23 protein-coding genes are annotated in these 26,126 nt (G+C 40.1%); 7 read left to right on the forward strand and 16 right to left on the reverse strand.

The window, feature by feature from the left end; all coding sequences use genetic code 11:
• Positions 1 to 103 precede the first annotated feature (103 nt).
• The 4 genes from AABS66_RS00650 (at position 104) to AABS66_RS00665 (ending at position 3,051) form a co-directional block, all read left to right on the forward strand.
• On the forward strand, positions 104 to 871 hold the full coding sequence (locus tag AABS66_RS00650) for a basic amino acid ABC transporter substrate-binding protein (protein WP_206084277.1): 768 nt from the start codon (positions 104 to 106) through the stop codon (positions 869 to 871).
• A gap of 64 nt (positions 872 to 935) precedes the next feature.
• Positions 936 to 1,700 (forward strand): amino acid ABC transporter permease, encoded by a 765-nt coding sequence (locus AABS66_RS00655; protein ID WP_206084275.1) that lies wholly within the window; start codon positions 936 to 938, stop codon positions 1,698 to 1,700.
• On the forward strand, positions 1,687 to 2,409 hold the full coding sequence (locus AABS66_RS00660; protein WP_206084273.1) for an amino acid ABC transporter ATP-binding protein: 723 nt from the start codon (positions 1,687 to 1,689) through the stop codon (positions 2,407 to 2,409). Before AABS66_RS00655 ends, AABS66_RS00660 begins: the two co-directional genes overlap by 14 nt.
• A gap of 102 nt (positions 2,410 to 2,511) precedes the next feature.
• Positions 2,512 to 3,051 carry an NADAR family protein gene (locus AABS66_RS00665; RefSeq protein ID WP_206084272.1) on the forward strand — a complete coding sequence of 180 codons (540 nt, stop codon included), beginning with the start codon at positions 2,512 to 2,514 and terminating at the stop codon, positions 3,049 to 3,051.
• A 99-nt stretch (positions 3,052 to 3,150) separates the two neighbouring features.
• Here the strand turns inward: AABS66_RS00665 and AABS66_RS00670 are convergent, their stop codons facing one another.
• Positions 3,151 to 3,609, reverse strand: coding sequence for a GNAT family N-acetyltransferase (locus tag AABS66_RS00670; RefSeq protein WP_206084264.1), 459 nt, complete (start codon positions 3,607 to 3,609; stop codon positions 3,151 to 3,153).
• Positions 3,610 to 3,711: 102 nt separating this feature from the next.
• Between AABS66_RS00670 and AABS66_RS00675 the strand changes: the two genes are divergently transcribed.
• On the forward strand, positions 3,712 to 5,199 hold the full coding sequence (locus AABS66_RS00675; protein WP_206084263.1) for a PLP-dependent aminotransferase family protein: 1,488 nt from the start codon (positions 3,712 to 3,714) through the stop codon (positions 5,197 to 5,199).
• Positions 5,200 to 5,300: 101 nt separating this feature from the next.
• Positions 5,301 to 5,879, forward strand: coding sequence for a YebB family permuted papain-like enzyme (locus AABS66_RS00680; RefSeq protein WP_206084444.1), 579 nt, complete (start codon positions 5,301 to 5,303; stop codon positions 5,877 to 5,879).
• Between the two features lie 65 nt (positions 5,880 to 5,944).
• On the opposite strand, the gene AABS66_RS00685 is transcribed toward AABS66_RS00680, so the two are convergent.
• The 11 genes from AABS66_RS00685 to AABS66_RS00735 form a co-directional block, all read right to left on the reverse strand.
• Entirely contained in the window at positions 5,945 to 6,610 is a 666-nt protein-coding gene (locus tag AABS66_RS00685) for a CerR family C-terminal domain-containing protein (RefSeq protein ID WP_272538449.1), read from the reverse strand.
• A gap of 21 nt (positions 6,611 to 6,631) precedes the next feature.
• Positions 6,632 to 7,897 (reverse strand): M24 family metallopeptidase, encoded by a 1,266-nt coding sequence (locus AABS66_RS00690; RefSeq protein ID WP_206084259.1) that lies wholly within the window; start codon positions 7,895 to 7,897, stop codon positions 6,632 to 6,634.
• Positions 7,898 to 8,156: 259 nt separating this feature from the next.
• A complete protein-coding gene (yajD, locus tag AABS66_RS00695) occupies positions 8,157 to 8,504 on the reverse strand; it encodes a YajD family HNH nuclease (protein ID WP_206084257.1) in 348 nt (115 codons plus the stop codon).
• A gap of 142 nt (positions 8,505 to 8,646) precedes the next feature.
• A complete protein-coding gene (locus AABS66_RS00700) occupies positions 8,647 to 9,678 on the reverse strand; it encodes a methionine synthase (protein ID WP_206084255.1) in 1,032 nt (343 codons plus the stop codon).
• 29 nt (positions 9,679 to 9,707) lie between these two features.
• A complete protein-coding gene (locus AABS66_RS00705) occupies positions 9,708 to 10,685 on the reverse strand; it encodes a DUF1852 domain-containing protein (RefSeq protein ID WP_272573633.1) in 978 nt (325 codons plus the stop codon).
• A gap of 412 nt (positions 10,686 to 11,097) precedes the next feature.
• Positions 11,098 to 12,672, reverse strand: a complete 1,575-nt coding sequence (gene ahpF / locus AABS66_RS00710) for an alkyl hydroperoxide reductase subunit F (RefSeq protein ID WP_272573634.1) — start codon at positions 12,670 to 12,672, stop codon at positions 11,098 to 11,100.
• 126 nt (positions 12,673 to 12,798) lie between these two features.
• Positions 12,799 to 13,362, reverse strand: coding sequence for an alkyl hydroperoxide reductase subunit C (gene ahpC, locus AABS66_RS00715; RefSeq protein ID WP_206084249.1), 564 nt, complete (start codon positions 13,360 to 13,362; stop codon positions 12,799 to 12,801).
• A gap of 186 nt (positions 13,363 to 13,548) precedes the next feature.
• Positions 13,549 to 14,673 carry an ABC transporter permease gene (locus AABS66_RS00720; RefSeq protein ID WP_272538517.1) on the reverse strand — a complete coding sequence of 375 codons (1,125 nt, stop codon included), beginning with the start codon at positions 14,671 to 14,673 and terminating at the stop codon, positions 13,549 to 13,551.
• Between the two features lie 5 nt (positions 14,674 to 14,678).
• Positions 14,679 to 17,435 carry a ribosome-associated ATPase/putative transporter RbbA gene (gene rbbA / locus AABS66_RS00725; protein ID WP_206084247.1) on the reverse strand — a complete coding sequence of 919 codons (2,757 nt, stop codon included), beginning with the start codon at positions 17,433 to 17,435 and terminating at the stop codon, positions 14,679 to 14,681.
• Complete coding sequence (locus tag AABS66_RS00730) at positions 17,432 to 18,502, reverse strand: HlyD family secretion protein (RefSeq protein ID WP_206084241.1); 1,071 nt, start codon at positions 18,500 to 18,502, stop codon at positions 17,432 to 17,434. Before AABS66_RS00730 ends, rbbA begins: the two co-directional genes overlap by 4 nt.
• 379 nt (positions 18,503 to 18,881) lie before the next feature.
• Positions 18,882 to 19,358: a GNAT family N-acetyltransferase gene (locus AABS66_RS00735; protein ID WP_206084239.1), complete on the reverse strand. Its 477-nt coding sequence runs from the start codon at positions 19,356 to 19,358 to the stop codon at positions 18,882 to 18,884.
• 413 nt (positions 19,359 to 19,771) lie between these two features.
• Here AABS66_RS00735 and AABS66_RS00740 point away from each other — a divergent pair, with 413 nt between their 5' ends.
• Positions 19,772 to 21,514 (forward strand): ABC-F family ATP-binding cassette domain-containing protein, encoded by a 1,743-nt coding sequence (locus AABS66_RS00740; protein WP_430224435.1) that lies wholly within the window; start codon positions 19,772 to 19,774, stop codon positions 21,512 to 21,514.
• Between the two features lie 236 nt (positions 21,515 to 21,750).
• On the opposite strand, the gene AABS66_RS00745 is transcribed toward AABS66_RS00740, so the two are convergent.
• The 4 genes from AABS66_RS00745 to AABS66_RS00760 all read right to left on the reverse strand — a co-directional run bounded on the left by AABS66_RS00745 (position 21,751) and on the right by AABS66_RS00760 (position 25,961).
• On the reverse strand, positions 21,751 to 21,951 hold the full coding sequence (locus tag AABS66_RS00745; RefSeq protein ID WP_272680913.1) for a DEAD/DEAH box helicase: 201 nt from the start codon (positions 21,949 to 21,951) through the stop codon (positions 21,751 to 21,753).
• A complete protein-coding gene (locus AABS66_RS00750) occupies positions 21,944 to 22,501 on the reverse strand; it encodes a PadR family transcriptional regulator (RefSeq protein WP_206084235.1) in 558 nt (185 codons plus the stop codon). The genes AABS66_RS00745 and AABS66_RS00750 overlap by 8 nt, the downstream gene beginning before the upstream one ends.
• Positions 22,502 to 22,791: 290 nt before the next feature.
• Complete coding sequence (gene tyrP / locus AABS66_RS00755; RefSeq protein ID WP_318826048.1) at positions 22,792 to 23,940, reverse strand: tyrosine transporter TyrP; 1,149 nt, start codon at positions 23,938 to 23,940, stop codon at positions 22,792 to 22,794.
• Between the two features lie 77 nt (positions 23,941 to 24,017).
• Positions 24,018 to 25,961 (reverse strand): pyridoxal phosphate-dependent decarboxylase family protein, encoded by a 1,944-nt coding sequence (locus tag AABS66_RS00760; RefSeq protein WP_272538455.1) that lies wholly within the window; start codon positions 25,959 to 25,961, stop codon positions 24,018 to 24,020.
• Between the last annotated feature and the right edge of the window lie 165 nt (positions 25,962 to 26,126).

Consider the following 26,126-nt stretch of genomic DNA (forward strand, 5'->3'; position numbering starts at 1 on the left):
AGCAAATGACATTATCCAACCTTAATTTTGAAATACTATTTGCTTGCCTGATTAATTTTATGTATTTTTATTCACTATAAATGCATAATTAAAGAGGTCTAAAATGTTTAAAAAGCTCGTTTTTGCTGGTTGTATGACACTGGCTGCATTCGCAGGGAATGTTTACGCAAAAGACAGTTATACCGTAGGTGCTGGTGGAACATATCGACCATTTGAGTTTGAAAATAGCCAAAAACAATTGGAAGGTTTTGATATTGATATTATTAAAGCCATTGCTGATGCAGAAGGTTTTGACGTCAAACTGGTTAACACACCATGGGAAGGTATTTTTGCCACTTTATCCTCAGGGGATAGAGATATTTTAATTTCAGGGATAACTATCACAGACAAACGCAAAAATATGGTTGATTTTTCCAATCCTTATTTTCCTGCTGAACAAGCTATCGTGATCGGTGAGTCTTCCAATGTTACCGATTTAAATAGCTTAAAAGATTTAAACGTTGGTGTTGTTAATTCCAGTACAGGGGATATTGTGGTTTCCGATGTAATTGGTAAAAACAGCACATCAATTAAACGTTTCGATAATACACCTTTATTGTTGCAAGAACTGTATGAAGACGGCATTGACGCAGCAGTTGGTGACGTTGGTGTCATTAAGTATTACATCAAAACTCACCCAGAGAAAAAATTTAAATTAATCTACGATAACCATTTTGAAAAACAATATTTCGGTATTGCGGTTGCTAAGGGAAATAGTGAATTACAACAAAAGATTAATAATGGTTTAAATACCATCCTTGAAAATGGCACTTATAACCAAATCTACCAAAAATGGTTTGATGCAAATGTTCCGCAATTACCAAAACAATAGCTTTATTTAATTTAAAGCCATCTTTAGGTGGCTTTTTCTCGTTATAAATCAGGGTGAAATTAAGATGTCTGCGTTTCGTTGGGAAATAATTGAAGAGTACGCCCCACTATTTGCTGAAGGCGCATTAATGACCATAAAGGCCACCATTATTTGCGTTATTTTAGGCTCTTTGTGGGGGCTCACGCTTGGGCTGGGGAGAACGGCCAAAGCGGAACAAGGGATTTGGAAACCCATTTTACGCTATTTCGTACAATGGCCCGTGCGTTTTTATGTTAGCGCCTTTCGTGGTACACCATTATTTGTACAAATAATGGTTGTTCATTTTGCATTGGTTCCATTATTTATTAATCCGCGTGATGGGTTGTTCGTTACATCAGGGTTAATGTCCGTTGATACCGCCAAAATGCTACGTTCTGACTATGGTGCATTTTTATCTTGTGTCATTGCTATTACTTTAAATTCAGGGGCTTATGTTTCTGAGATTTTTCGTGCAGGCATTCAATCAATTGATAAAGGGCAAATGGAAGCCTCGCGGGCGTTAGGAATGAGTTGGGCAAAAACAATGCGTAAGGTCATTCTTCCGCAAGCTTTCCGCCGAATTCTACCTCCTTTAGGTAATAACGCGATTGCTATTGTCAAAGATTCATCACTTGCTTCCGCAATTGGTTTGGCCGATCTCGCCTATGCTGCGCGAACTGTTTCTGGGGCATATGCCACATACTGGGAACCCTACTTAACAATATCAATAATTTATTGGATGCTGACATTTATACTCGCTCAGTTAGTGCAATATATGGAAAGAAGGTTGGGCAGAAGTGATTTACGTTAATGATTTACAAAAAAAATTTGGGGATACCCATGTTTTACGCGGAATCTCTTGTGAGATCCATCCGCAAGAAGTTATCTGTGTTATTGGTCCTTCTGGCTCAGGGAAAAGTACTTTTTTACGTTGTTTAAACGCACTGGAACGCCCTGACGGCGGTGAAATCAAAGTCAATGGATTTGATGTTCATGACCCAAAAACAGATCTCAATAAAATGCGTGAAAATGTTGGTATGGTTTTTCAACGCTTTAATTTATTTCCACATATGACAGTGCTTGAAAATTTGATGATGGCTCCGACACTCGTTAAAGGTTTAAAAAAAGAGCAAGCGTTAAAACAAGCTGAGCAGCTTTTAGTCAAAGTTGGCCTATTAGATAAAATTGATGCGTGGCCTGCAAGCCTTTCTGGTGGGCAGCAACAACGTGTTGCCATTGCACGAGCATTAGCAATGCAGCCGTCTATTTTATTATTTGATGAACCAACTTCAGCACTGGATCCTGAGTTAGTTGGTGAAGTATTGTCTGTTATGAAAACGTTAGCAACTGAAGGTATGACGATGGTTATTGTCACACATGAAATGGGCTTTGCCCGTGAGGTTGCGGATCGCGTTATGTTTATTGACCAAGGCATCATTCAAGAAGAAGGTCCTCCTGAACAACTATTCTCAGCACCTAAAAACCCTCGTACTGCAGAGTTTTTAAGCAAAGTTCTCTAATTACCCCGCCTGCTTATCAACATAAGCAGGCTTTTCTGATAGCTCAATTCCTTTTTTCTCCGTATGCTAAGAATATTATTCTTATATAATTAAACTTAACCTATGGATATTAAAAGCCTTTGTAAGCATTACCGCTCAGGGAAAAAATTCAAATATGTTTTTTTCTGGGGGCACCAAACCAAACAAAATCAAGTCACGAAAAGCTGCTTTAGTCAGTGGTACCCTTCACCGTTTATTGTCGATGGGCACCGATTCGCAAGTGCAGAGCATTTTATGATGGCAGAAAAAGCACGTTTATTTGGTGATATTGAAACGTTAGGAAAAATCATTCATGCGCCTAACCCAGGAGCAGCAAAAGCGTTTGGTCGCGAGGTTCGTGGATTTAAACAAGATGTTTGGAATGATAAACGTTTCGAAATTGTTGTTGCCGCGAATATGGCCAAGTTTAGCCAAAACGAACAACTTAAAACATTTTTACTTTCAACCAACGAGCGCGTATTAGTTGAAGCCAGCCCTGTTGATAAGATATGGGGAATAGGCCTTGCCGAAGATGCAGAAAATATCGAAAATCCACTCACGTGGAAAGGATTAAATCTTTTAGGTTTTGCTTTAATGGAAGTTCGCTCCCAACTCGCAAGTTAAACATATTTTTTGCACTTAATCCCACTCCACTAAAAAGCCCGTTGTTATCAAACAACGGGTCAGTCAGTCACTGAAATGTAGGATATGCTACTACATTGATTACAATGGCATTCTATATTCAATCACCCCTGGTTTCTCTGCCACCCAGTTATACAGTTTTTGCCCGCGTAAATTAGTTTCTTGTGTATGCCAATATAAGCGACCACATTGTTTATCTTGTGCTTGCACTTGAACAAATTCAATAAGCTGCTTACCAACGTGACGCCCTCTCATTTCTGGCGTGACATACAAATCTTCTAAATAGCAAAAGTCATTTTTTGCCCATGTTGAACGATGAAATAAATAGTTGACGAAACCAACCACTTTGCCATCTTCAAGAGCGACTGCGCAGTGCATAGGCTCATTATCGTCAAAAAAACGCTCCCAAGCTTTTAATGTTACCTCTTCACTTAATTCAACTTGATAGAACTTTTGGTATTCCAACCAATACACTAACCATTCTGGATAATGTTCTGGGGCAACAAACTCAATCGTAACTGGTAATGTAGCTTTATTCATAATAACCCTTCCATTTGTAGATATATTACATAATGTGGTTATAGTACAATCCCATCTGGTGCTGTATAAGATACACTTTTGTTATTTATTTAGGATCCACTTATGCGACGTAAACAACAAGCTCAGTTTCCATTGCTCCTACTTGATAAGGGATATATAAAAGAAAATGTGTATCACACGATCCGCAATGCAATCTTAGATGGTCGTATAGCTTCAGGTGTGAAACTACCGTCCTCAAGGGCTTTAGCTGAGATGATGTTTATTTCGCGTAACTCAGTCATTGCAGGCTTTGAGAGGTTAATTGATGAAGGCTATTTGTATTCCAAAAAAGGCTCTGGCACTTATGTGTCAGCAAATATTCCTGACGAATTAGTTCGTACAGCATCGACTTCACAAACAATTAAGCAGCCTGAATATAATGCACTTAATCTTAATCCTAAAGTCGCAATATTGACAAGTTTGTGGAATCAATCACGACCAAATACAAAATCGCGCCAAATGTTTAATATTGGTATCGGTTGTGTTGATCAGTTTCCTCATGAACTATGGGGAAGATTATTAGGCCGTGTTTGGCGTAAATCGAAACAAACTATCCCTTTTTTTAATCATCCAGATGGGTTTACGCCCCTTAAGAAATTGCTGGTGGATTATGTTCACTCCACTCGCGGCGTTCACTGCAAAGAGAAACAAATTATCATTGTCAATGGAACCCAACAGGCAATTAACTTAGCTGCGAAAGTACTGTTACAACAAGGTGATAAAGTTTGGCTTGATGACCCAGGCTATGACAGCGCTCGCGCTATTTTAACTGCAGCAGGGGCTGAAGTTTCACCGATACCATCCGATTCCGAAGGCATGGATATCGCTTATGGTGCGAAACACCATGGAGATGCCAAATTAGTTTATACCGCTCCTTCCCATCAATTTCCTTTAGGAACTACATTAAGTCTATCCCGCCGTTTAGCATTGCTTGACTGGGCACAACATAATAATGCATGGATTTTTGAAGATGACTATAACAGCGAGTTTCGTTTTTTATCTAAGCCAATTCAAGCATTACAAGGCTTAGACAACCAGCAAAGAGTCATTTATGCGGGCACATTTTCAAAAATGATGTACCCAGGGTTTCGCTTAGGTTTTTTAATTGTGCCAGAAGTTCTGAGTGAAGCATTTACCATGATGAAATACTACAGTGATAGCCATTGTGGATACCTAGAGCAAGCCTCTCTAGCCCAGTTTATTCAAGAGGGCCACTATGCTCGCCATGTGCGTAAAATACGCAAAATATGCCATGATAGGCAGAACGCGTTTTTCAATGCGATTAACCTGTACCTCCCTCATTTATTTGAAGTACAAATGACAGATTCAGGAATACACACTGTATGTTGGATAAAGGCTGGGTACGATATTAATCTTATACTTGAACAGTGCCGCTTATTAGGTTTTGGTGCACAGCCTTTATCACGATATTGCATTAAAAGTACCAAGCAAAACGCCATTTTATTTGGTTATGCAGCACATACTGAAACTGATATTGTGCACAATGTGAAGTTACTAAGTGAGCAGATGAATAAGATATACCCAAGCTAAACAAAGAAGATTTTACGCTTTTATCTGATAGTCAGATTTTTGCTAAGCTTTATAACTATACCTTAATGATATTCTTTCATTTATATTGAGGTATTGTAATGATGCAAACAAACTACCCCTATGAATATGAAGTGGGTGATATTGTTTTTACCAGTATTGGTACCGAGTTATTTCGTCAAATTGCTTCAGCCTCTTTATGTTGGAGCAACCATGTCGGTATGATCATCGGGCACGATGGTGAAGATTATTTAATTGCCGAAAGCCGTGTGCCTTTATCCACAACCACGACACTTTCACGTTTTATCGCTCGTTCTTCAGATAAGCGTTATAGTGTGCGCCGTTTCGCCAACTCGTTAACACAAGAGCAAAAAAATGCCTTGGTTGCACAAGTCCCTGCCCGTTTAAATAAGTTTTACCATACGGGGTTTAATTATGAGTCGCCAAGGCAATTTTGTTCTAAATTTGTCTTTGATATTTACCAATCTGCCTTATCTGTACAAATTGGTGAAATTGAAACGTTTGAAGAATTATTAACAAAGAATCCGAATGCAAAATTAAATTTTTGGAAACTTTGGTTTATTGGTCAAATACCTTGGGAACGCACTACTGTAACGCCCGCCAGTCTGTGGAATCATCCTGAGCTATCGTTAGTTTACCGCAGCCACGAAGATATCCACTAATTGAAGAATAGAATATTAGCGAAGTCACCGAACGTCGCCTAAAAGTGGCTTAGTATACTAAGCCACTATTTCCCTATCATTAAAGCTTGAATTGCCATCAAGCTGATTTGCTGCAATATATCACTCAATAAACGTTCATCAATTTGCTGAGCATTGAGTCGCTTAAGAAAAGGTTTTCGCGCGACAACAAAACCTAATACTTGTCCTATCAATACATGAGCTCGGATAATCGCGGTTTGTTTATCAATGCGATTAATCGTTTGGATCAGCCCTGACAAACGTGTATGGAAAGGTTCGATAAAGTCCCGATAAATAACATCATAATTTTCTGTAGGCTCAAGTTGCTCACGAAGAATAAGCACGGAATAATATTCATGCTTTGGTAATAACAACGCATTCCCTAACCCTGTTATCAATAAACTAATTAACTGATTTGCTTGCGCCTGCTCAATAGGTGTTTGTTGCATAGCTAGTTTAAGCTGTGCATCAAACGCCTGAACATTACTTTCCCGAGATAAATCGCTCGCAATTTTTTGAATAACAGCGCAATAAACACCTAGCTTTCCCCCTAAATGATAGGGAATTGCAGACTGGTTAACACCCGCACTTTCAGCCAATTGTCGCGTACGAACGCCATTGATGCCATGAATCGCAAATTGTTTAATCCCTTCATTAATTAACTTTTCTTTCGTTAACTCTGATGAAAGTATGTTTTTATTTGTGTCATTCATATCTTGCTGTTATTCCTAAAATTATATGTCCGCGCGCATAAGATAAGTAGAATTATTATTCAGTTCAATCCCCCTATCTTTACCGACAACCACTGTGCCACCGAGATTACATAAATGATAGCCAAATGCGCAGTTAGGTTCAAAGGCAAACGTCATCCCTTCCTGCAAAACTAATTCACGCCCTGGATTTGGCAACCGTTCCAATTGACGGTATTTTTGGGCAATAGGTAATGACTCAATACCAGGGGCTGTGCCAAAGCCAATAGGCCCATAAGGATTAATACTGTGGATCAATGGATGTACATGCCACCCCTTCGATTTTAACAGCGGTTTTTCCATTTCATCCACCACTTCACCGAATGTGACCCCCTCTTTAAGGTACTCAACACCAATTTCATAGCATTCCCTTGCAACAGCTGCCGCTTTTTCGATATTGGGATGAATTTTCCCCACCGCAACCGCGGCTTGGTGCTGTGTTTCATACATGCCATACAGAGCAAATATTTCTGTTAACACAATATCACCTTGCTGTATCTTTCGTGGCGTTTGTGAACGGTATTGCCACGCAGGCTGACCCCACCCAATATATTCAGGTCCTGAACCCATCAAAATTTCGGCGGTGAATCCCCCCATAGATAAACATTTCGCGGTGACTGCCGCCGCAATATCCGCCTCTGAATTACCGACAATAGCTGTAGAACGCATCGCTTCACTCATTGCCTCACCTATCATTGCAGCATATTTTACATGCTCAAGTTCTTCTGCACTTTTCACGGAGGCGAGTTGAAAAAACGAGCGGTAAACAGGGACAAAATTTAACTGAGGTAAACGCGCTTTTATTCCCGTCAATGTGTTATACGGCATTGCACCATCGAAATAAAATGGCGGGTAAGGCTCTAACCCCACTACACCAACATTCGCATTTGCAGACACACCTAAATCAACAAATACCTGCGCAATATTACGCCCTGTTTTCCCTACAACTATTTGCTCTGGTGATATCCACTGCCTATCACCTCGCATTTGTGCTTGCATATGATCAGCTACCATCATGGGGGCGAATGTGACTACCAGTGGGGCTTTATCTTGATGGAAGATCACAACCGACCCTAAACGATCATTGGTGAAATAGTGATCAATACAAAACGGTGCGGGTGCCGCTGATTCCCTGTCCCCATAAACCATAAGGACTTCAAGATCATGCAGTTTCATGATTTTCCGCGCAATCCCCCATCGTCTATCGCGTTCTTCAAACGAAAATGGACTTGGTATCGTTAGGTTATTCATCTGTTTCCTCTCTTATTTATATTTAATTCATTTGAATGAATTAAATATAGTCCGCATTGAGAGATAAAGTCAAACCCTTGCTTGACCATTTTGTGCTAATGACTAAATTCTATTTTGATATGCAATCAAACAGTGAAAGATTCTAATCCATTGGAAACAGCTCGCCTAAAACACAAATGCCTCTTTATCAGAGGCTTAGTTAAAGGCAAATAAGATAAAGCTAAAGACTCTAGCTTATTTTTCGATAGGTGACTTGTTATTATTTTTTCTTGTTTAACATCGATTTCAAATCAGCAAATGGGTTATAAGTTGCCGCTTCGATATCATTTTGTGCATCTTCCCCCGCCACAACATTGGTGCCATACATGTCTGCTTCCGTGTATTTTGAATGCTCATGATCATGGCAAAATAAACATAATAGCTCCCAATTGCTGCCATCTTCAGGGTTATTGGTATGATCATGGTCGATATGGTGAACCGTTAACTCGCGTAAATTAGAATATACAAACTCGCGAGTACAACGTCCACACACCCACGGGTAAATTTTTAGGGCTTTTTCACGGTAGCCGCTTTCTAAACGTGCGTAGTTTTTAGGGATTAGAGCCATTGCCGACATTCCTATTTCAAAAAATTATTTAATGATAATTCATCTAATATACCTCAAGTTAGACTGAAATAAGAAATCTAAGGCAACAAAAAACCCAGATATTGATTCTGGGTTTCTCTTGATTCGCTATTATTCGAATAGATTACTTATTTAACAGCTCTCTACGGATAATCTCTGCCCCTGCACTTAAGGCATTGAGTTTACCCGTCGCAACTTGGCGCGACAGTGGTGCCATTCCGCAGTTAGTTGATGGATAAAGCTTATCTGCATCCACAAATTGAAGTGCTTTACGCAACGTATTAGCGACCTCTTCTGGCGTTTCGATGACATTACTTGCCACATCAATCGCCCCGACCATCACTTTTTTGCCACGAATGAGCTCAATTAAATCCATTGGAACATGGGAGTTATGGCACTCCAGTGAAATAATATCGATACTCGAAGTCTGCAGCTTAGGGAATGCTTCTTCATATTGGCGCCATTCAGAACCCAACGTTTTCTTCCAGTCTGTATTGGCTTTAATGCCGTATCCATAACAGATATGCACTGCTGTTTCACACTTCAGGCCTTCAATCGCCCTTTCCAGCGCCGCCACCCCCCAATCGTTCACCTCATCAAAAAATACATTAAACGCAGGCTCATCAAACTGAATAATATCAACGCCTGCGGCTTCGAGCTCTTTTGCTTCCTGATTCAGGATCTTAGCAAATTCCCATGCCAATTTTTCACGGCTTTTATAATGGTTATCATACAACGTATCAATCATAGTCATTGGGCCTGGTAATGCCCATTTAATCGGCTGTTTCGTTAACTGGCGCAAAAATTTAGCATCTTCAACAAAGACTGGTTTTTGACGCTCAACAGCCCCAACTACCGTCGGAACACTCGCATCATAACGATCACGGATTTTAACCACTTCACGCTTTTCAAAATCAACGCCACTGAGATGTTCAATGAATGTAGTCACAAAATGCTGGCGAGTTTGCTCACCATCACTCACAATATCAATCCCAGCACGCAATTGATCTTCGAGGGATAAACGCAGCGCATCTTGTTTCCCTTCAATTAATTCTTCATTTTTTAACTTCCAAGGCGACCAAAGGGTTTCAGGCTGAGCAAGCCAAGAAGGTTTTGGTAAACTGCCAGCGGTAGATGTTGGTAATAATGTTTTCATAATAATTGACCTTAAATTTTTATCATTAATCAAAGTGCGTAGCTAGCAGACCATTGTTCTAGAATATGCTTATAGGGTTCAATAAAATGCTCTTCTGTATATTTCCCCTGTTCAATAGCCAATCGGCTACGTTCTTCGCGGTCATAAACAATTTTTGTTAACGAATAATCTTGGTTCGTTAAACTCGGTTGATAACATTGCCCTGCAACTGAATTTGCATTATAAATTTCTGGGCGATAAATTTTCTGGAATGTTTCCATCGTACTGATCGTACTAATCAGTTCAATATTGCTGTAATCGCTCAGCAAATCTCCCGTAAAATAAAAGGCTAATGGAGCAACACTGTTTTGTGGCATAAAATAACGAACTTGTAATCCCATCTTTTTAAAATATTGATCCGTTAATGAAGCTCCATTTTGCTGATATTCGATACCTAATACTGGGTGCTGATTACCCGTGCGATGGTAAACATCTTTATTTGAGACGCTTAAACAAATAACTGGCGGCTTATTAAAATGTGCTTTGTATTCGTTCGAGTTAACAAAACATTTAAAGATATTTCCATGTAAATCGCCAAATTTTTCAGGAATACTAAAGTTTGTTTGGTCTTTATTGTGATCTAACAATAAAACACTGAAATCATAATCACGGACATAAGAAGAAAAATTATTTCCGACAATTCCCTCTGTACGTTGCCCCGTCTTGTTATCAACGATGTTTGTTTTTAATACCTCAATCACAGGGAAGGTATCGGCATTATTTTCAACACGCATTTCCACAGAAATAATTTCAAGCTCAATTGCATATCGGTCACTTTTCGGGTTATCCCAATAGGCTAACGTATTAAAACGGTTGTTCATCATGGCAAGCGTGTTACGCAAATTTTCTTGACGATTTTTCCCTCTAGCTAAATTAGCAAAGTTAGTTGTGATCCGTGTATTTTCAGAAGGATTATAATTTTCATCAAAAAGACTACTTTTAATCGTAAATGTAAAATTTTTGTTCATCGTCTTGTCGCACCCTAAATTCCAAGATGGAAACTAAATTGACTTCTTGATTTTTTAGAAGTTTTTGTTTCTCATTCATCAATCTTTATGTTGTAAATAAGTTAACTTGTTAGCGTTAATTCATTTATGCCAGAGCCGCTGAATGAGTGAAAGCGACTTAATTTCACTACAACATGAATGAAATTCATGATCATGGATATGACTGGCTTTGTGCAGTATTTAGATCTGTATCACATAATTTAGATTAAAAAGGTATAAGTAAAAAGATGAGATAAGCCTGGTTATTGATAGGTGTTGAACTTACGAGGAGCCTAGTTTGATATTTCAATGTTCAGAGTTTACACACAAAAAAAAGGCACTCGCCCCCGAGTGCCTTTTGACTACAACTCACTGAATATAAAGTAAATTACACCTATTCAGCGGTTCTGGTACTTGTGCGGATTAGGTAATCAAAGGCGCTAAGTGCGGCCTTTGCCCCTTCTCCAGCAGAGATGATAATTTGCTTGTAAGGCACTGTTGTACAATCCCCTGCTGCGAAAATGCCTTTCACACTGGTTTCATTACGTGCGTCGATTTCAATCTCGCCCATACGGTTTCTTGCAACTGTATCACCTAACCAATTGGTATTTGGCAATAAACCGATTTGTACGAATGCACCTGCAACCTCTAAAGAATGCACACTTTCGTCTGTACGGTCTTTATACTCAAGGCTAGTCATTTTGCTACCGTCACCTTTTACTTCAAGGGTTTGGGCATTTACAATAATATCGACATTCTTCAAGCTACGTGCTTTTTGTTGTAATACAGAATCTGCTTTAAGTTCTGGCGCAAACTCAAGCACAGTGACATGATCAACCACACCCGCTAAATCAATGGCAGCTTCAATACCTGAGTTACCACCACCAATAACTGCAACGCGTTTGCCTTTAAACAACGGACCGTCACAGTGTGGGCAGAATGTCACCCCTTTGGTGCGATACTCTTGTTCACCAGGAACGCCCATGTTTCTCCAACGCGCACCTGTCGAAATAATAATACTGCGTGATTTTAAAATACCACCAGATGCTGTTTCGATTTGGTGTAAACCACCTTCTTCAGCGGCTGGGATTAGTTTAGCAACTGATTGACCATCAATAACATCAACATCATAGCTATCAACGTGGTTTTTCAACGCGCCAGCAAAAATGGCACCTTCCGTTTTGATAACGGAAATATAGTTTTCAATATCAACGGTATCCATCACTTGGCCACCAAAGCGCTCACCGATAACACCTGTGCGGATACCTTTACGTGCGGTGTAAATTGCAGCTGATGCGCCCGCGGGACCACTACCAATCACTAACACTTCAAAAGGTTCACGTTCAGTCAATGACTTAGCGGCGCGTGCATCTGCATTAGTATCAACTTTGCTGACAATCTCACTCAATGTCATACGGCCTTGGCCAAATTCTTTGCCATTTAGGTAAACGGCTGGAACGCCCATCACGTTACGCTCATCAATTTCATGTTGGAAAAGCGCACCATCAATGGCGGTATGGCTGATATTTGGGTTTAAAACTGCCATTAAATTCAATGCCTGAACAACGTCAGGGCAGTTATGGCAAGATAATGAATAATATGTTTCGAATTGGAACTCGCCTTCAAGGCCTTTTACTTGTTCCAATAACTCTTGCGCTTCTTTCGATGGATGCCCACCAATTTGCAATAGTGCTAGCACAAGAGAGGTAAATTCGTGTCCCAGTGGCGATCCTGCAAAACGCAAACCACTATCAATACCTGGGTTAGTAATTAAAAATGATGGAGTTCTTATCGCACTATTACGTTCTTCACGTACACTCACTTTGTCAGACAACGAGGCAATTTGATCGAGCAATTGCTTAATTTCGTTTGATTTTTGGCTATCGTCTAAATTGGCAACTAATTCAACGGGTTTAGTTAAACGTTCTAAATAGGCTTTTAATTGGGCCTGTAAATTGTTGTCGAGCATGTAATCCCCTTTAATTTTAATCCTAAAATCGGGTACATATACCCGCCATACTGCAAGTTACAGGCAAGGCATCATTGCACTAAATGCCTGTAACTCGAGTCATCTAATATTCAATCAAAAGATTAATTAGATTTTGCCGACTAAATCTAAAGATGGAGACAATGTTGCATCACCTTCTTTCCATTTAGCTGGGCAAACTTCACCTGGGTGGCTTGCAACGTACTGAGCCGCTTTCACTTTACGCAGTAAGTCTGCTGCATCACGACCAATACCTTCAGCAGTGATTTCAATCGCTTGGATAATACCTTGAGGGTCAACGACAAATGTACCACGGTCTGCTAAGCCTTCAGCTTCACGCATGTTTTCAAAGTTACGCGTTAATGCGCCTGTTGGATCGCCGATCATCGCATATTTGATTTTACCAATAGTGTCTGAGCTTGCGTGCCATGCTTTATGTGTAAAGTGTGTGTCGGTAGAAACAGAGAAAATTTCAACACCTAATTTTTGGAATTCTTCGTAGTGGTCTGCAACGTCACCCAGTTCAGTTGGGCAAACAAACGTAAAGTCAGCTGGATAAAAGAAGAAAACACTCCATTTACCCGCAACGTCTTTTTCAGAAACTTCGATGAATTTGCCATCTTTAAATGCTTGGTTAGTAAAAGGTTTGATTTGAGTATTAATTAATGACATATGATGTTCTCCTGTTTGGTTGCCTATTAAGTTACTGTTTTACAGCGACTTAATCCAATCAGTACGCGCTATCGATTTGATAGGCATAATCTAATCATTTATTAATAATTGATAGGCAAATCATTAAAACGCTTACTGAGGCATTCAGCAAGCGTTTTCTTTTTAGGTAGGCAATTTAGGACGTTATTACGCCATTGTGGCAATGGTTTTGCGAAAACGAATTAGGGCGAGTGCAAAGAAAACACTGCCAATAACCAGTAAAATAGCAAACTGTGACCAAACAATCTGGAAGCCTGCTCCGCGATACAAGATAGCCTGTGCAAGGCTCACAAAGTGGGTGGTCGGCATCGTTAACATAATATCTTGCACTAATTGTGGCATACTTTCCCGCGCCGTCATCCCACCAGAAAGCATATTCAATGGCAATAAGACTAAAATCATTAATAACCCAAACTGTGGCATTGAACGGGCGATTGTCCCCATAAAAATACCTATGGATGTTGTCGCAAAAAGACTTAAAGCAACGCCACACATAAAGAGCAAAATCGAGCCTTCGATTGGGACTTGCAACAGTGTCTTCACCACTAGCATCAATGAAACTCCTGATGCAATCAGCACCACCAATCCCATTGACCATATTTTAGACATCATGATCTCAAAAGGCGTCAATGGCATCACCATTAGGTGCTCAACCGTGCCATGCTCTCGTTCACGGATCAACGCTGCCCCCGTTAAAACAATCGATAACATAGTGATATTGTTAATAATTGCCATCACGGAACCAAACCACGATTGGGTTAGGTTAGGATTAAAGCGCATCCGTACTTCCAAATCAACAGGCAAGCTCGCATTACTGCGGTATTTCGCTAAGAACTCATTGACCTCACCAAGGGTAATATTTTGAATATAACTATTCCCTAAAAATGCTTGGCTCATACGTGTTGCGTCAATATTCACTTGAATTTCAGGGCTCCTACCCGCTAAGACATCCCGTTGAAAATTAGGCGGAATATCCAAGGCAAAAGTATATGAACCTCGGTTAAGCAAGCCATCTATTTGATCAGGCGTAATATCCGCAGGCGGTAAAAAATAAGGGGCATAGAAGCTATTAATAATCCGGTTTGATAACTGCGACTTATCTTGGTCTGCAATGGCTATCGGGGCGTTATGTAAAGACCCTGGTGTCACCGTTGCGGATGAATAAATCGAAACCGTAAAAGCAAAAACAATCAAAGCCAGCATTGCTTTGTCACGCCCTAAGCTTCGTAACTCCTTAACACCTAAATTAAAGATATTTTGAATTTTACGTATCATCATTAGGACTCCTGTTTTTTCAGGAACAATACACTCAGCCCGATGACAAGAGGAACTGTAATCAACAACGGGATAAATGATGCCTGTAAATCAAACAAGTTAAGGCCTTTGGAGAAAGTCCCTCGCGTGATAGTGAGAAAGTGTGAGGTTGGATAAACCATGCCCACCCAACGTCCTATTCCCTCTAATGATGAAACTGGGTCAATCATTCCAGAAAACTGTGTTGCGGGAATTAATGTGATGATCGACGTACCAAAAATGGCCGCGATTTGGCTTTTCATGAAGCAAGAGATGAGTAATCCAATCCCTGTTGCAATACTAACGTACAAAAATGCAGCCAAGGTCAACGTTAAAAAACTGCCTTTAAATTCCACACCAAAAATATACACCGACAAAATACAAAGCAGTACAAAGTTAAACATCCCCAATAAAATGTAGGGGAGCTGTTTGCCCAGTAAAAACTCTAATTTGGTGATCGGGGTGACATAAAGGTTAATAATTGAACCCAACTCTTTTTCACGCACCACACTTAATGCACTTAACATTGCTGGAATCATCATTAATAACAATGGGATAACGGCAGGAACAATCGCAGGTAAACTGCGTACGTCAGGGTTATAACGATACCGCGTTTCTATATCAATAGCAGGCATACCTGCTACCCCTACAGGCTGCCTAGCCGCCATGGTACTTAACCATGCAAGGTGCATTGCTTGAACATAACCGCGAACCGTTTCTGCACGATTTGGCATTGCACCATCAATCCAAACACCGATTTTCACATTACTTCCACGGGCAATATCACGAGCAAAATTTGGGGGTATTTCAATAGCGACAGTGATTTGACCACTGCGCATGCCTTCTTCAAGTGCGTCATAATCTTGAAGAGGTGGCTGTTCAATAAAATAACGGGAACCTGCAAGGTTTAACGTATAACCTTGGCTTAGGCCTGTCTGGTCACGGTCTAGCACAGAAAAACGTAAGTTTTCAACGTCCATACTGATCCCGTAGCCCATAATAAACATCAAGATCACCGTACCAAGCAAAGCAAGTGTAGAGCGCACTGGATCTCGTCGCAACTCCATACCTTCACGGATGGAATAGCTGAATAAGCGACGTAAACTAAAGCGTTTTTTTAAAGCTTCTGTGGCTTGCTCTTTTAGCTCTGGATCAACATGGAACTCAGGTGCGGTTTCGGTTCCTTGTCCTGCATCACCCACGGCATCTTGTAAGTAAGCAATAAAGGTTTCCTCGAGTGTCGCCAAACCGCGCTTTTTGGTGAGATTAACTGGGGTATCGCAGTCAAGTACCTTACCTGCGTGCATTAAGGATATACGGTCACAGCGCTCCGCTTCGTTCATAAAGTGCGTAGAGATAAATATTGTGACACCGTCACGTCTTGATAGATCAACCATTAAATTCCAGAACATGTCTCTGGCTACAGGGTCAACACCCGATGTGGGTTCATCCAGTATTAGCATCTCGGGTTCGTGGATCACCGCAACCGCTAAAGATAAGCGCTGGCGTATACCTAATGGTAAATCATCAGGCATCGTATCCCTGACTTCATCAAGTTCAAACCGTTGGCACATGTCATCAACACGACGAGCAATTTTGTCTTCTGGAATATGAAACAGTTTTGCATGTAAAACTAAGTTTTGTTCCACACTCAGTTCGCTATACAGAGAAAAAGCCTGTGACATATACCCAACTCGTTTACGCGTTTCGATATCCTTCGGGTCAATTTCTTGCCCAAATAACCAAGCCTGCCCTTCACTCGCCTGCAAAAGCCCAGTCAGCATTTTCATCGTTGTTGATTTACCGCAACCGTTTGAACCTAAAAAACCGAATATTTCCCCTTTTGGGATCTTAAAATTCACGTGGTCAACAGCAACGAAGTTGCCAAAACGCATCGTTAAATCTTGCGCTTCAATTGCGATAACATCATCTTTTGAGGTGTCTCTCGGAGGGATCACCACTTTCTTGTGGCCACTGCGTTTTTCTTCAGGCAATAGTTCAATGAAAGCCGCTTCTAGATCATCACATCGTGTTTGGGCTTTTAATTCCGATGCATGCCCTGTCGCTAATACTTTTCCATCATCCATTGCCACCAGCCAATCGAATCTCTCCGCTTCCTCCATATAGGCTGTTGCCACTAATACACTCATATTAGTTTGACGCAAACGGATACGATCAATGAGATCCCAAAACTGAGCACGTGATAAGGGGTCAACCCCTGTGGTAGGCTCATCAAGAATTAACAAGTCTGGATCATGGATTAATGCACAACATAAACCAAGTTTTTGTTTCATGCCCCCTGATAATTTACCCGCAGGTCTGTCTTTAAACGGCGCTAACCCCGTACTTTCAAGTAGATCCTGAATGCGATATTCCCTTTCCGCCTTTGATTGGCCAAATAAACGACCGAAAAAGTCGACGTTTTCATACACGGATAAGGTATGGTAGAGGTTTTTACCAAGCCCTTGCGGCATGTAGGCAATTCGAGGGCATACTGCGCGACGGTGTTCAGCATCATTCATATCGCCATCAAGTACAAACACATTACCTTGTTGAATAGCCCGCGCCCCTGCTATCAACGAAATCAAGCTGGATTTCCCCACACCATCAGGCCCTATCAACCCAACCATCTTGCGAGCTGGAATCGACAGCACAATGTCATCCAATGCACAATTTTCACCATAATGCTGGCTGACATGCTGTATATCAATGATCACATCATCCATCAGTTTATTGGTCATTGTGGTAATCTCACCTCAAGTTCAGTAGGCCAAGATTCATTTGAGTCCAAACGGACATAAGCTTTACCTGGTAGACCTGTTTTCACATATTCAAGGTGTTGTTCGAGTAATTCAGGGGAGATACGCGCACGAACGCGGAACATCAGTTTTAAGCGTTCATTTTGTGTTTCAACGGTTTTGGGTGTGAACTGGGCAACACTGGCAACAAAGGTCGTTTTAGCAGGAATAACAATATTAGGTGCAGCATCAAGAATAATGTGCACATCGCTTCCCAGAGCCACTTTTCCTGCATCTTCTGTTGGCAAGAAGAACGTCATGTATACATCACTTAAATCCACCATATTCAATACTCGCCCCCCAGCGCCAAGGACTTCTCCAGGCTCTGCAACACGGTATTGAATACGCCCATTACGAGGGGCTTTTAAAATACTGTCGTCTAAATCAGCCATAATGCGGCGCTCTGTAGCGGTTGCTGCATCGACTCGGTTTTTAGCTTGAACAATACCAGCACTTGCAGAGTCAATCGCAGATGTTGCTGCAGCAACTTGGGCTTTTGATGCTTCTAAAGCTGCACGTGAGCCCTGCATTTGCGCGGTATCATCATCAACCTGTTGCTGAGAAACCGCTTTAGTTCTCACCAATGCTCTTGAACGATTAAGACGCTTTTGTGCGGCATCAAGTTCAGCTTCGCGTTGGCGTACCACTGCCTGAGCGGCTACTTTTTCACTTTTGCGTTGAGCAAGCGCAGACTCTGCGGTGGTGACAGCACTAATCGCTTGGCGTAATTGTGCTTGGACTTCATGGAGTTGTTCTTGAAGCGCACGAGTATCCATACGGGCTAATTCTTGCCCTTCTTTGACAAAATCCCCTTCTCTTACATTGATGGTTTCAATTCGACCTGCAGTTTTAGTCGCAATATCAATCTCTGTCGCTTCTATACGCCCATTACTTTGCGCAAAACCAGAGGGTAACCCACCTGAATTTATGCTCCAGTAGTAAAAACCACCAGCAGCAATAATGAGTATTAAAATGATGTAAAAAGATATTTTTTGCTTATTTATTTTCATACCATCCCTTTTCCATTAAATGAGAAAACAATGAACAACAATTATTTTTATTAACCTGGTGAAATTAATAAAGCCATATAATTGTTAATATGCGAAATAAATACGGCCAAATACGAAAAAACAAAATTATATTTTTAAAATAGGTTAAATCAGTGTCATTGCTATTCAACTATCAGCTATCTATCTAATTTAACGGAAGTTTATCAAAATTTGGATTAAGTATAGTTGCCTTGCATCACAAAAAATCAGAATAAATTAACAAAATTCATCAGAAGGCATTAATTGTACAACTTTAGATGAAAGAATATAAAAACAAAGCCAGTAAATTTATTTTACTGGCTTTTTCAGACAAACTTTATATTCGTTTAATTATTAGCGATTAACGTGCAAACTCTGCAATTGTTTTTTCATCCATACGGTAACGAACCCATTCATCTTGTGGTTGCGCGCCGATACTTTTATAAAAATCAATTGCTGGTTGATTCCAATCTAAAACACTCCATTCAAGACGTTGGCACTTCCTTTCTACGGCTAATACAGCGATATGTTTTAGCAGTTTTTTTCCTGCACCTGCGCCACGAAAATCGGGAGATACATAGAGATCTTCCAAGTAAATACCGTTATTACCTAACCAAGTTGAATAGCTAGTAAAGAAAACCGCATACCCTGCAGGTTTATCATCCACATAACAAATAAGGGCTTCTGTTTTAGAATCTGCGCCAAATAGTGAATTTTCGATATCAGCAACACTGGCCTTAACTTCATGACGAGCTTTTTCATACTCTGCTAATTCAATTATCATCGTTAAAATCAATGTAGCATCTTGCATTGTTGCTGGCTTTATTTCTACGTTCATTTGCGGCTCTCTTGTTATTTGAACGGCAATTTTATGCCTTACATCTTGAACGCCCAACACTTAGCAATTTAATTCATATGAACTCACACGATATAAGCGATATTTATACCTGTAATCCTACCTATTACTACAACCGTTATGAAAAAACGCATTTCTGGATTTTGATCCTTCCCCTATGTTTGTTATGATTCGTACATTGTTCAACCTAACGAAAAATAAGGAGGCTAATTTATGCTGTTGTGTGATCTCATTGAATACTCACACTTCTTTGGTAATCGCCAGAGCTCAGGCTTTCACAGTTTTATACTGCGATAACCCTGCCTGAGCGAAGCCACAAAGAGATCTTCCCTCAGCTTACTGGGTTGTCGTTATGACTATCCAAGGCATTGTCATGCCTAAAATTTGAGTAAGCTATGAGCACTTTATTATCTGTAAAATCATTAAATTACGACATTTCTACCCACACGCTATTAAATGATGTTTCATTCACCTTGCAACAAGGCGACCGCATCGGCTTAATTGGCCATAATGGCAGTGGAAAAAGTACGCTATTAAAGTTACTTACCCACCAGCTATCCCCCAACAGCGGTAGCATTACCTACGCAAATCACTGTGTCACGGCGTATATCGAACAACATTTACCCGAAGATGTTGCCCATCTGACACTAATTGAAGCACTGGTTCAAAAAATGTCTGAACAAGACAAGGTCACTGAACGCTGGCGGGCTGAAGTATTACTGTCAGAATTAGGTTTTACTACCCAGCAATGGGAACAAAAAGCCAATGAAATGAGTGGCGGCCAACATACTCGTCTCTTGTTAGGCCGAGCCTTAATTGAACAGCCTGACTTATTATTGCTAGATGAACCCAGTAACCATTTGGACTTGCCCACCTTAATTTGGTTAGGTAATTTTCTGCAGTCTTGGAGGGGCAGTTTTGTACTGGTTTCCCACGACCAAGCTTTACTTGATAAAGTCACTAACTGTACGTGGGTTTTACGTGATAAATCGTTACATTTTTATCGGTTACCTTGTAGCGAGGCACGCCGTGCCATGGCTGAAAAAGACATTACCGATGAAAGACGAAATCAGGCGGAGCAAAAAGAGATTGACCGAATCGCCTCTAGCGCAAAACGCTTGGCTATTTGGGGGCATGTTTATGATAACGAGGGTCTTTCTCGCAAAGCGAAACAAATGGAAAAACACATTGATAGACTTAAAGAAACTCAAACAGAGCTCACTGAAGGTTATCAATGGAAATTGGCATTAAATGGTAAACCAATCCCTGCAGACCGAGTTCTCGAGCTCGAAGGAACTGAAGTTTCAACGCCTGCGGGAGAAAATTTGTTTAAAACTGCGTTTCATCAGGTGAGAAGTGGTGATCGTATCGCCATTATGGGAGCAAATGGTTGCGGTAAATCAACCTTATTGCGTCTTCTTTGGCAACATTATCAGCAGGACTTACGCTATAGCAAACACTTAAAGTTTCATCCCACAATTCGTGCGGGATATTATGACCAACAGCTAGAGCAGCTAAATGATAATGATAGCCTCGTGGATGCGCTACGCCCTTTTGCCTCCATTACGGATGAACAGCGTAAAATGGCACTTATTGGAGCTGGATTTGCTTATGCACGTCACCAACAAACCGTGGGAACACTCAGTGGTGGCGAACGTGCACGACTGCTTTTTATTGGTCTAAGCTTGGCACAATATGAACTTATTTTATTGGATGAACCAACTAACCACCTTGATTTAGAAGGAAAAGAGGCATTGAGTGAAGAAATTAGCCAGTTTTCAGGGGCATTATTAGTCGTTAGTCACGACAGGTGGCTAATTGAAAATAGCTGCCAACGTTTTTGGTTTATTGATGAGAATCGATTAGAGGAATACCTTAATATCGATGATATTTATCATAAAATTGAACAACAAGCGCAATTATTATCTCACAGTAATACAGATCCTGTTAAACACAGCCATACTGTAAATACTCCCCCAAAGGTCATCTCCCATGAAGATGAGTTGTTAGAAAAACTATTGGTGTTAGAGGAAAAATTAGAAGCTGATAAGCAGCGTAAATTAAGCCACCAAAAACCATTGTTACAACAACAATGGGTTGATGAAATAGCACAAATACATGCCCAATTAGGGTTGTAAGCTTACCCCCTGATTACTGATGTAGTCAGGGTTTTTTTTAATCCAAATAAAATATAGAGCAGATATCAATCAAAGGATATGCAGAGTTTACAAAATAATTATATTTTTAGTTAAAGCCATTTGGCTTTTCTTAAACATCAAAATAGATTTATTTAAAATATGGCATGCATTCATCTAGTGGTAGTTAACCACCAATTCAGTCCACTGTTGAATAAAGATTTTGTAAACCATTCATCTTAGTATTTAATTTTTTGTTTTTTTGCGCGCTTAAAATAAGATGTAGGCACATTTGGGCAGACAACTTCTTTAAATTTATCATCTTTCTTTGTGCTTTTTTCGGCTTCGTTAGATGTAGAAGTATTATCCTGTGCCGCTTTACGATTATCTGTCATATATGAGTGCTCTTTTGCTTGAATTATATCATTAGTTTTAGCCATTTGATTTTCCTTCCGTCACTAATACCGCGTTGACCTCTTCTATTCGTTCAACTGCTTGGTTAATGATTTCAACGACTTTTGCTGACTCGTCTTTACTTAATTGCTGTAAAACGATTTTGTGCCTCAAAAGTGATTTAAATTTATCCACTGCACATTCAATCTCATTAGCAAATTGGTTTCCCGCTTTAAGCTCTTGTGCATAATTTAACTTTAGTTGAACTTCTGCCAAAAGTTCAGCTTTTAATAATAAAAAGCACCGCCCTTCTGGAGTGATGACAAAACACTTACGACCTTTGTCATTCTCTTTACCCGTTCCCGCAGTAATAAAACCTAATTCTTCTAATAATGTTAGTGTAGGATAAATAACCCCAGGGCTTGGGCAATAAAACCCTGCCGTTTCCTCTGAAATTTTTTTGATCAGGTCATAGCCGTAATTTATTCCCTCAGTCAGTAAGTGTAGAATATATATTCTTAACTGTTTAGGGTTAAACATTCGACTCACACTCTTACCATTACATAAGCAAGGATCAAGTTGTTGTTCGTTTGCCATTCAAATTCTCAGTGTTTGTTTTGATGCCAAAACCGATATATCGGATATAATAGTCACTTCTACAAAAAATGCTAGCTTTAGATATATCTGTTTTTGTGCATAACGTGCTAATGATAATCATTCTTAGTTAGATTATACGCATTGATATAACCTAAAGCAGTCATTATTGTGCTGTAAATTATCTGAATTGCTCGCTTTTGAGCATAAAAAAGCCAGTCCGTAGACTGGCTTCAGACTGCTGACAAACCGATTAGGTTTGACTGCAGGTTAGATCGGTATTATCCAATTTATTAACCAATATTGGGTAATACGTTAAATACAATACCCAGCTGAACACCAATCACGACTATTCCACATAAAAATACGACCAGCAATCCAATCGGGCCACCTAATACTTGGTATCGACGCTGATTTAATGTGCGAGACTTAAATGCCATTGCGCTTGGTAATAATAACGCAAGAATTGATAAGGCGATTGCGGCATAACCCAGTGCCATCACAAACCCCTTCGGATAAAACAACGCAAACACTAAAGGTGGTCCAAACGTCAACAAACCTGTTTGTATACGCCCTACCGCGTTATCTTGTCTCTTAAATAAGTCCGCTAAGAAATCAAATAGCCCTAACGCGACGCCTAAAAATGATGTTGCTAGCGCCAAACTCATAAACATCTGTGCAACTAACTCTGTGCGACCTGATTGTGCCACATCTTTAATCGCATCTAATAAGCCATTAAGCCCTACATTTTCTGCCAAAATACCCACAAACGTCGTTGTTCCGATACTCCCCAGCGTCGCAATTTGCCATAAAATATAAGCAATAAGGGGAATGGCGCTACCAATAATAAAGATAACTCGCAGTTTTTTAACGTCTCCCCCCATATATTTCACAATACTTGGGACACTGCCGTGAAAACCAAACGATGTAAAGAAGACAGGGATCGCAGATAAAATCAGGACTTTCTCCGTTGGTGCAGCCAATAAATTTTGTTGCTCTACATGCGGCATCATTAACGCCAAAATAATGACCAAGAAAATAATTTTTGCAGTGAATAATATACGATTAATAAAGTCTACTGACGAAGTCCCAAAACAGACGACCCCACCACCAATCACCGTAAACAGGAGTATTCCCATCCAATCCGCCATGTCAACCGCAAAACTGCTTTTAAGATTTGACGTGATGATTTCACCCGCCCCACTCACATAAGCCGCGGTTAAGGCGTACATAAGAAACATCATGCTAAAACCAGTAATAAATTTGCCCCCAGATCCTAAATAGCGCTGAGCGACACTACCAATGCCTGTTTCATAGGATTCATGCTGGTAAACTTCAACCAAAAGAAGTGCGGTGTAGCACATCAAGGCCCATAAGGCTAATAACATGCCTAAACTAACTAAAAATCCGTTACCCGCTGCCGCTATTGGCATTGCCAACATCCCTGCACCAATCGTCGTACCTGCAACAATAAAAATACTACCCAATGTGCGATTTTTCATATTGAGATCCTAACAAATTAATTAGAGGCTAATTTATAATTGGAGTGATTTATTTTATTTTCTTCATCAACGAGTTGTTGTAATTTTTCTTCAAACGTTGCGATTAATGCACCCCAGTAATTTTCAAAATGCTGCTTATCACGTAAGCAATGAGTCATTACTGCTGCTCGTAATACATACACAGACTGAACGTTATGCCATTCACTGTCAGTAAAGTTAGCATCTCGACATAAATTCAATGGATTATCACCATATTCTTCGTAGGTTAATGATGTTGACGAGGTTAAAAAGTCGTTTGAATAGGTGCGACCTGCTGCATAAGAACACAGTTCATAAAGCCGTTTGTTTAAGCGGTTTTGCTTTTCTAAAGAGGGATTTCCTAATTCACGGAACATAAAGTTAATCATGTGAAAATCAGGATCTGGCATTGCAAAAATTGTAAACTTACGCCCATCAATATTAAATGCCTTGCACTGATTGATTTTTTCAATCATCCAGTTAGCCGTTGTAATACCCGCAGCAAGCACTTTGCCATACCCCAAAAGATTTAACGGAACTAACCTGTGTGCAGCCCAAACAGCGGCTGCTGTCGCCCCTGCTTTTGAACCTTCCATTATCGATGAGCCTAAAATAACATTGTGCTGCTTGTCTAATTTATGATGTTTTTCCTGAACGTCTTCAAATACATAAGCTGCATGATAAGAAATCAAATCAACAATACGCTTATCCTTCATACAAATAGCCCCTGCACCATATGGAATAAAGCCTACTTTATGAGGGTCTACTGTAATTGAATCCGCTTGATTTAGTGCTTTAAAGCTTTCATACACATCCAATTTTGGCCAAATAACATCTTGAGGGAAAATACCTTCCTGATGATAACGATGAATAAGTGCGTCATATTCTATAAACTGGTTATCTTCATCACGGAACATCGCACACGCATAACCTGCATACGCTGCATCAACATGCACATAAAAAGACACACCGTATTGCTCTTCACATTCACGACGCAAATCAATAACGGCTTTTACATCATCTATAGCACCTGTTTCTGTTGTACCGACAACAGCAACAACGGCAAGAATTGGCTCTCCTTGCTCTATTAATGAGAACACGGTTTCACGCATTTTCTGCACATCGGTTCGATAGCTTGTATCAACGGGCAATTGCACGATATTTTGTTGACCAAGCCCCAAAATATCCATCGCTTTCATCCATGAATAGTGCTTAGATTGAGGGACTAACAATTTCCCCAAGGTATGTAATGATACACCTGTACCACGTGCTGTTAGCTCTCTCACCTCTTCAAAAGTATTTAACTTTTTTAATTCATCAATGAGTTCTAAAACGGCAGCGACTGGTAAATTGAGCAGTTCTTTTTCTGATTTTCCAATTAACAAATGCTGAGATTTTTCATGTTGGGCAATGGCTATAGGTAAACTTTTAAGATTTCGTGCAACCCACAGACCTTCATAATTCGCAACAGTTCCGCCTGATGTAATATGCCCCCAGGATTGATTCACGTTATAACCAAACATGTTGCACAAGTCTAATCCTGCTTCGATTTCCAGTGCGGTGGTCGTAGGAGAGGACTCTTGAGCACAATTATTGGGGTTGTACATCATCGCCATCACATAAGCGAGATTTGAAACCATGAGTGTATCCGCATTCATATGCCCCATATAACGTGGTGAAAACCAAGGAACAGATGTACTTTTTAACTTTGAGGATAATTGATTAAGGATCCCCTCCGTTCGATACAATGTATCTCTATACTCAGGGGCATAGCGGTCAACAGTCGTAATATGGTCAGGATCTTCAGGATGGTAACTTGAACGCCAATGCATGTGTTCCGTAACAGAATACTCCATCATCTCTTTAAAAAAGACTGCATTTTCAGATTTTGGGCCTAAGAAAAGTGCATCCACATTCATTTTCGAATTATTAAAATTATTCATTTAACTACACCTTCAAATTACAATTAGGTAACGCTTAATTGCACTTAAGTTAATTCACTTAATATCATTGGAAAGTGCATAACGGGCTGTATGCATATAAAAGATATCAATATATTAATGATATGCATTTAAAAATATCATTTAAGCATTAATTATTGATAAACA

This window comes from Providencia sp. SP181 (assembly GCF_050446505.1).
In the GTDB taxonomy this organism is placed as follows: domain Bacteria; phylum Pseudomonadota; class Gammaproteobacteria; order Enterobacterales; family Enterobacteriaceae; genus Providencia; species Providencia vermicola.

Bases quoted from the DNA above. Each gene is read 5' to 3' on its own strand.
- AABS66_RS00650 (WP_206084277.1), top strand. From the start codon at position 104: ATGTTTAAAAAGCTCGTTTTTGCTGGTTGTATGACACTGGCTGCATTC.
- AABS66_RS00655 (WP_206084275.1), top strand. From the start codon at position 936: ATGTCTGCGTTTCGTTGGGAAATAATTGAAGAGTACGCCCCACTATTT.
- AABS66_RS00665 (WP_206084272.1), top strand. From the start codon at position 2,512: ATGGATATTAAAAGCCTTTGTAAGCATTACCGCTCAGGGAAAAAATTC.
- AABS66_RS00670 (WP_206084264.1), bottom strand. From the start codon at position 3,609: ATGAATAAAGCTACATTACCAGTTACGATTGAGTTTGTTGCCCCAGAA.
- AABS66_RS00675 (WP_206084263.1), top strand. From the start codon at position 3,712: ATGCGACGTAAACAACAAGCTCAGTTTCCATTGCTCCTACTTGATAAG.
- AABS66_RS00680 (WP_206084444.1), top strand. From the start codon at position 5,301: ATGCAAACAAACTACCCCTATGAATATGAAGTGGGTGATATTGTTTTT.
- AABS66_RS00685 (WP_272538449.1), bottom strand. From the start codon at position 6,610: ATGAATGACACAAATAAAAACATACTTTCATCAGAGTTAACGAAAGAA.
- AABS66_RS00690 (WP_206084259.1), bottom strand. From the start codon at position 7,897: ATGAATAACCTAACGATACCAAGTCCATTTTCGTTTGAAGAACGCGAT.
- yajD (WP_206084257.1), bottom strand. From the start codon at position 8,504: ATGGCTCTAATCCCTAAAAACTACGCACGTTTAGAAAGCGGCTACCGT.
- AABS66_RS00700 (WP_206084255.1), bottom strand. From the start codon at position 9,678: ATGAAAACATTATTACCAACATCTACCGCTGGCAGTTTACCAAAACCT.
- AABS66_RS00705 (WP_272573633.1), bottom strand. From the start codon at position 10,685: ATGAACAAAAATTTTACATTTACGATTAAAAGTAGTCTTTTTGATGAA.
- ahpF (WP_272573634.1), bottom strand. From the start codon at position 12,672: ATGCTCGACAACAATTTACAGGCCCAATTAAAAGCCTATTTAGAACGT.
- ahpC (WP_206084249.1), bottom strand. From the start codon at position 13,362: ATGTCATTAATTAATACTCAAATCAAACCTTTTACTAACCAAGCATTT.
- rbbA (WP_206084247.1), bottom strand. From the start codon at position 17,435: ATGACCAATAAACTGATGGATGATGTGATCATTGATATACAGCATGTC.
- AABS66_RS00730 (WP_206084241.1), bottom strand. From the start codon at position 18,502: ATGAAAATAAATAAGCAAAAAATATCTTTTTACATCATTTTAATACTC.
- AABS66_RS00735 (WP_206084239.1), bottom strand. From the start codon at position 19,358: ATGAACGTAGAAATAAAGCCAGCAACAATGCAAGATGCTACATTGATT.
- AABS66_RS00740 (WP_430224435.1), top strand. From the start codon at position 19,772: ATGAGCACTTTATTATCTGTAAAATCATTAAATTACGACATTTCTACC.
- AABS66_RS00745 (WP_272680913.1), bottom strand. From the start codon at position 21,951: ATGGCTAAAACTAATGATATAATTCAAGCAAAAGAGCACTCATATATG.
- AABS66_RS00750 (WP_206084235.1), bottom strand. From the start codon at position 22,501: ATGGCAAACGAACAACAACTTGATCCTTGCTTATGTAATGGTAAGAGT.
- tyrP (WP_318826048.1), bottom strand. From the start codon at position 23,940: ATGTTGGCAATGCCAATAGCGGCAGCGGGTAACGGATTTTTAGTTAGT.
- AABS66_RS00760 (WP_272538455.1), bottom strand. From the start codon at position 25,961: ATGAATAATTTTAATAATTCGAAAATGAATGTGGATGCACTTTTCTTA.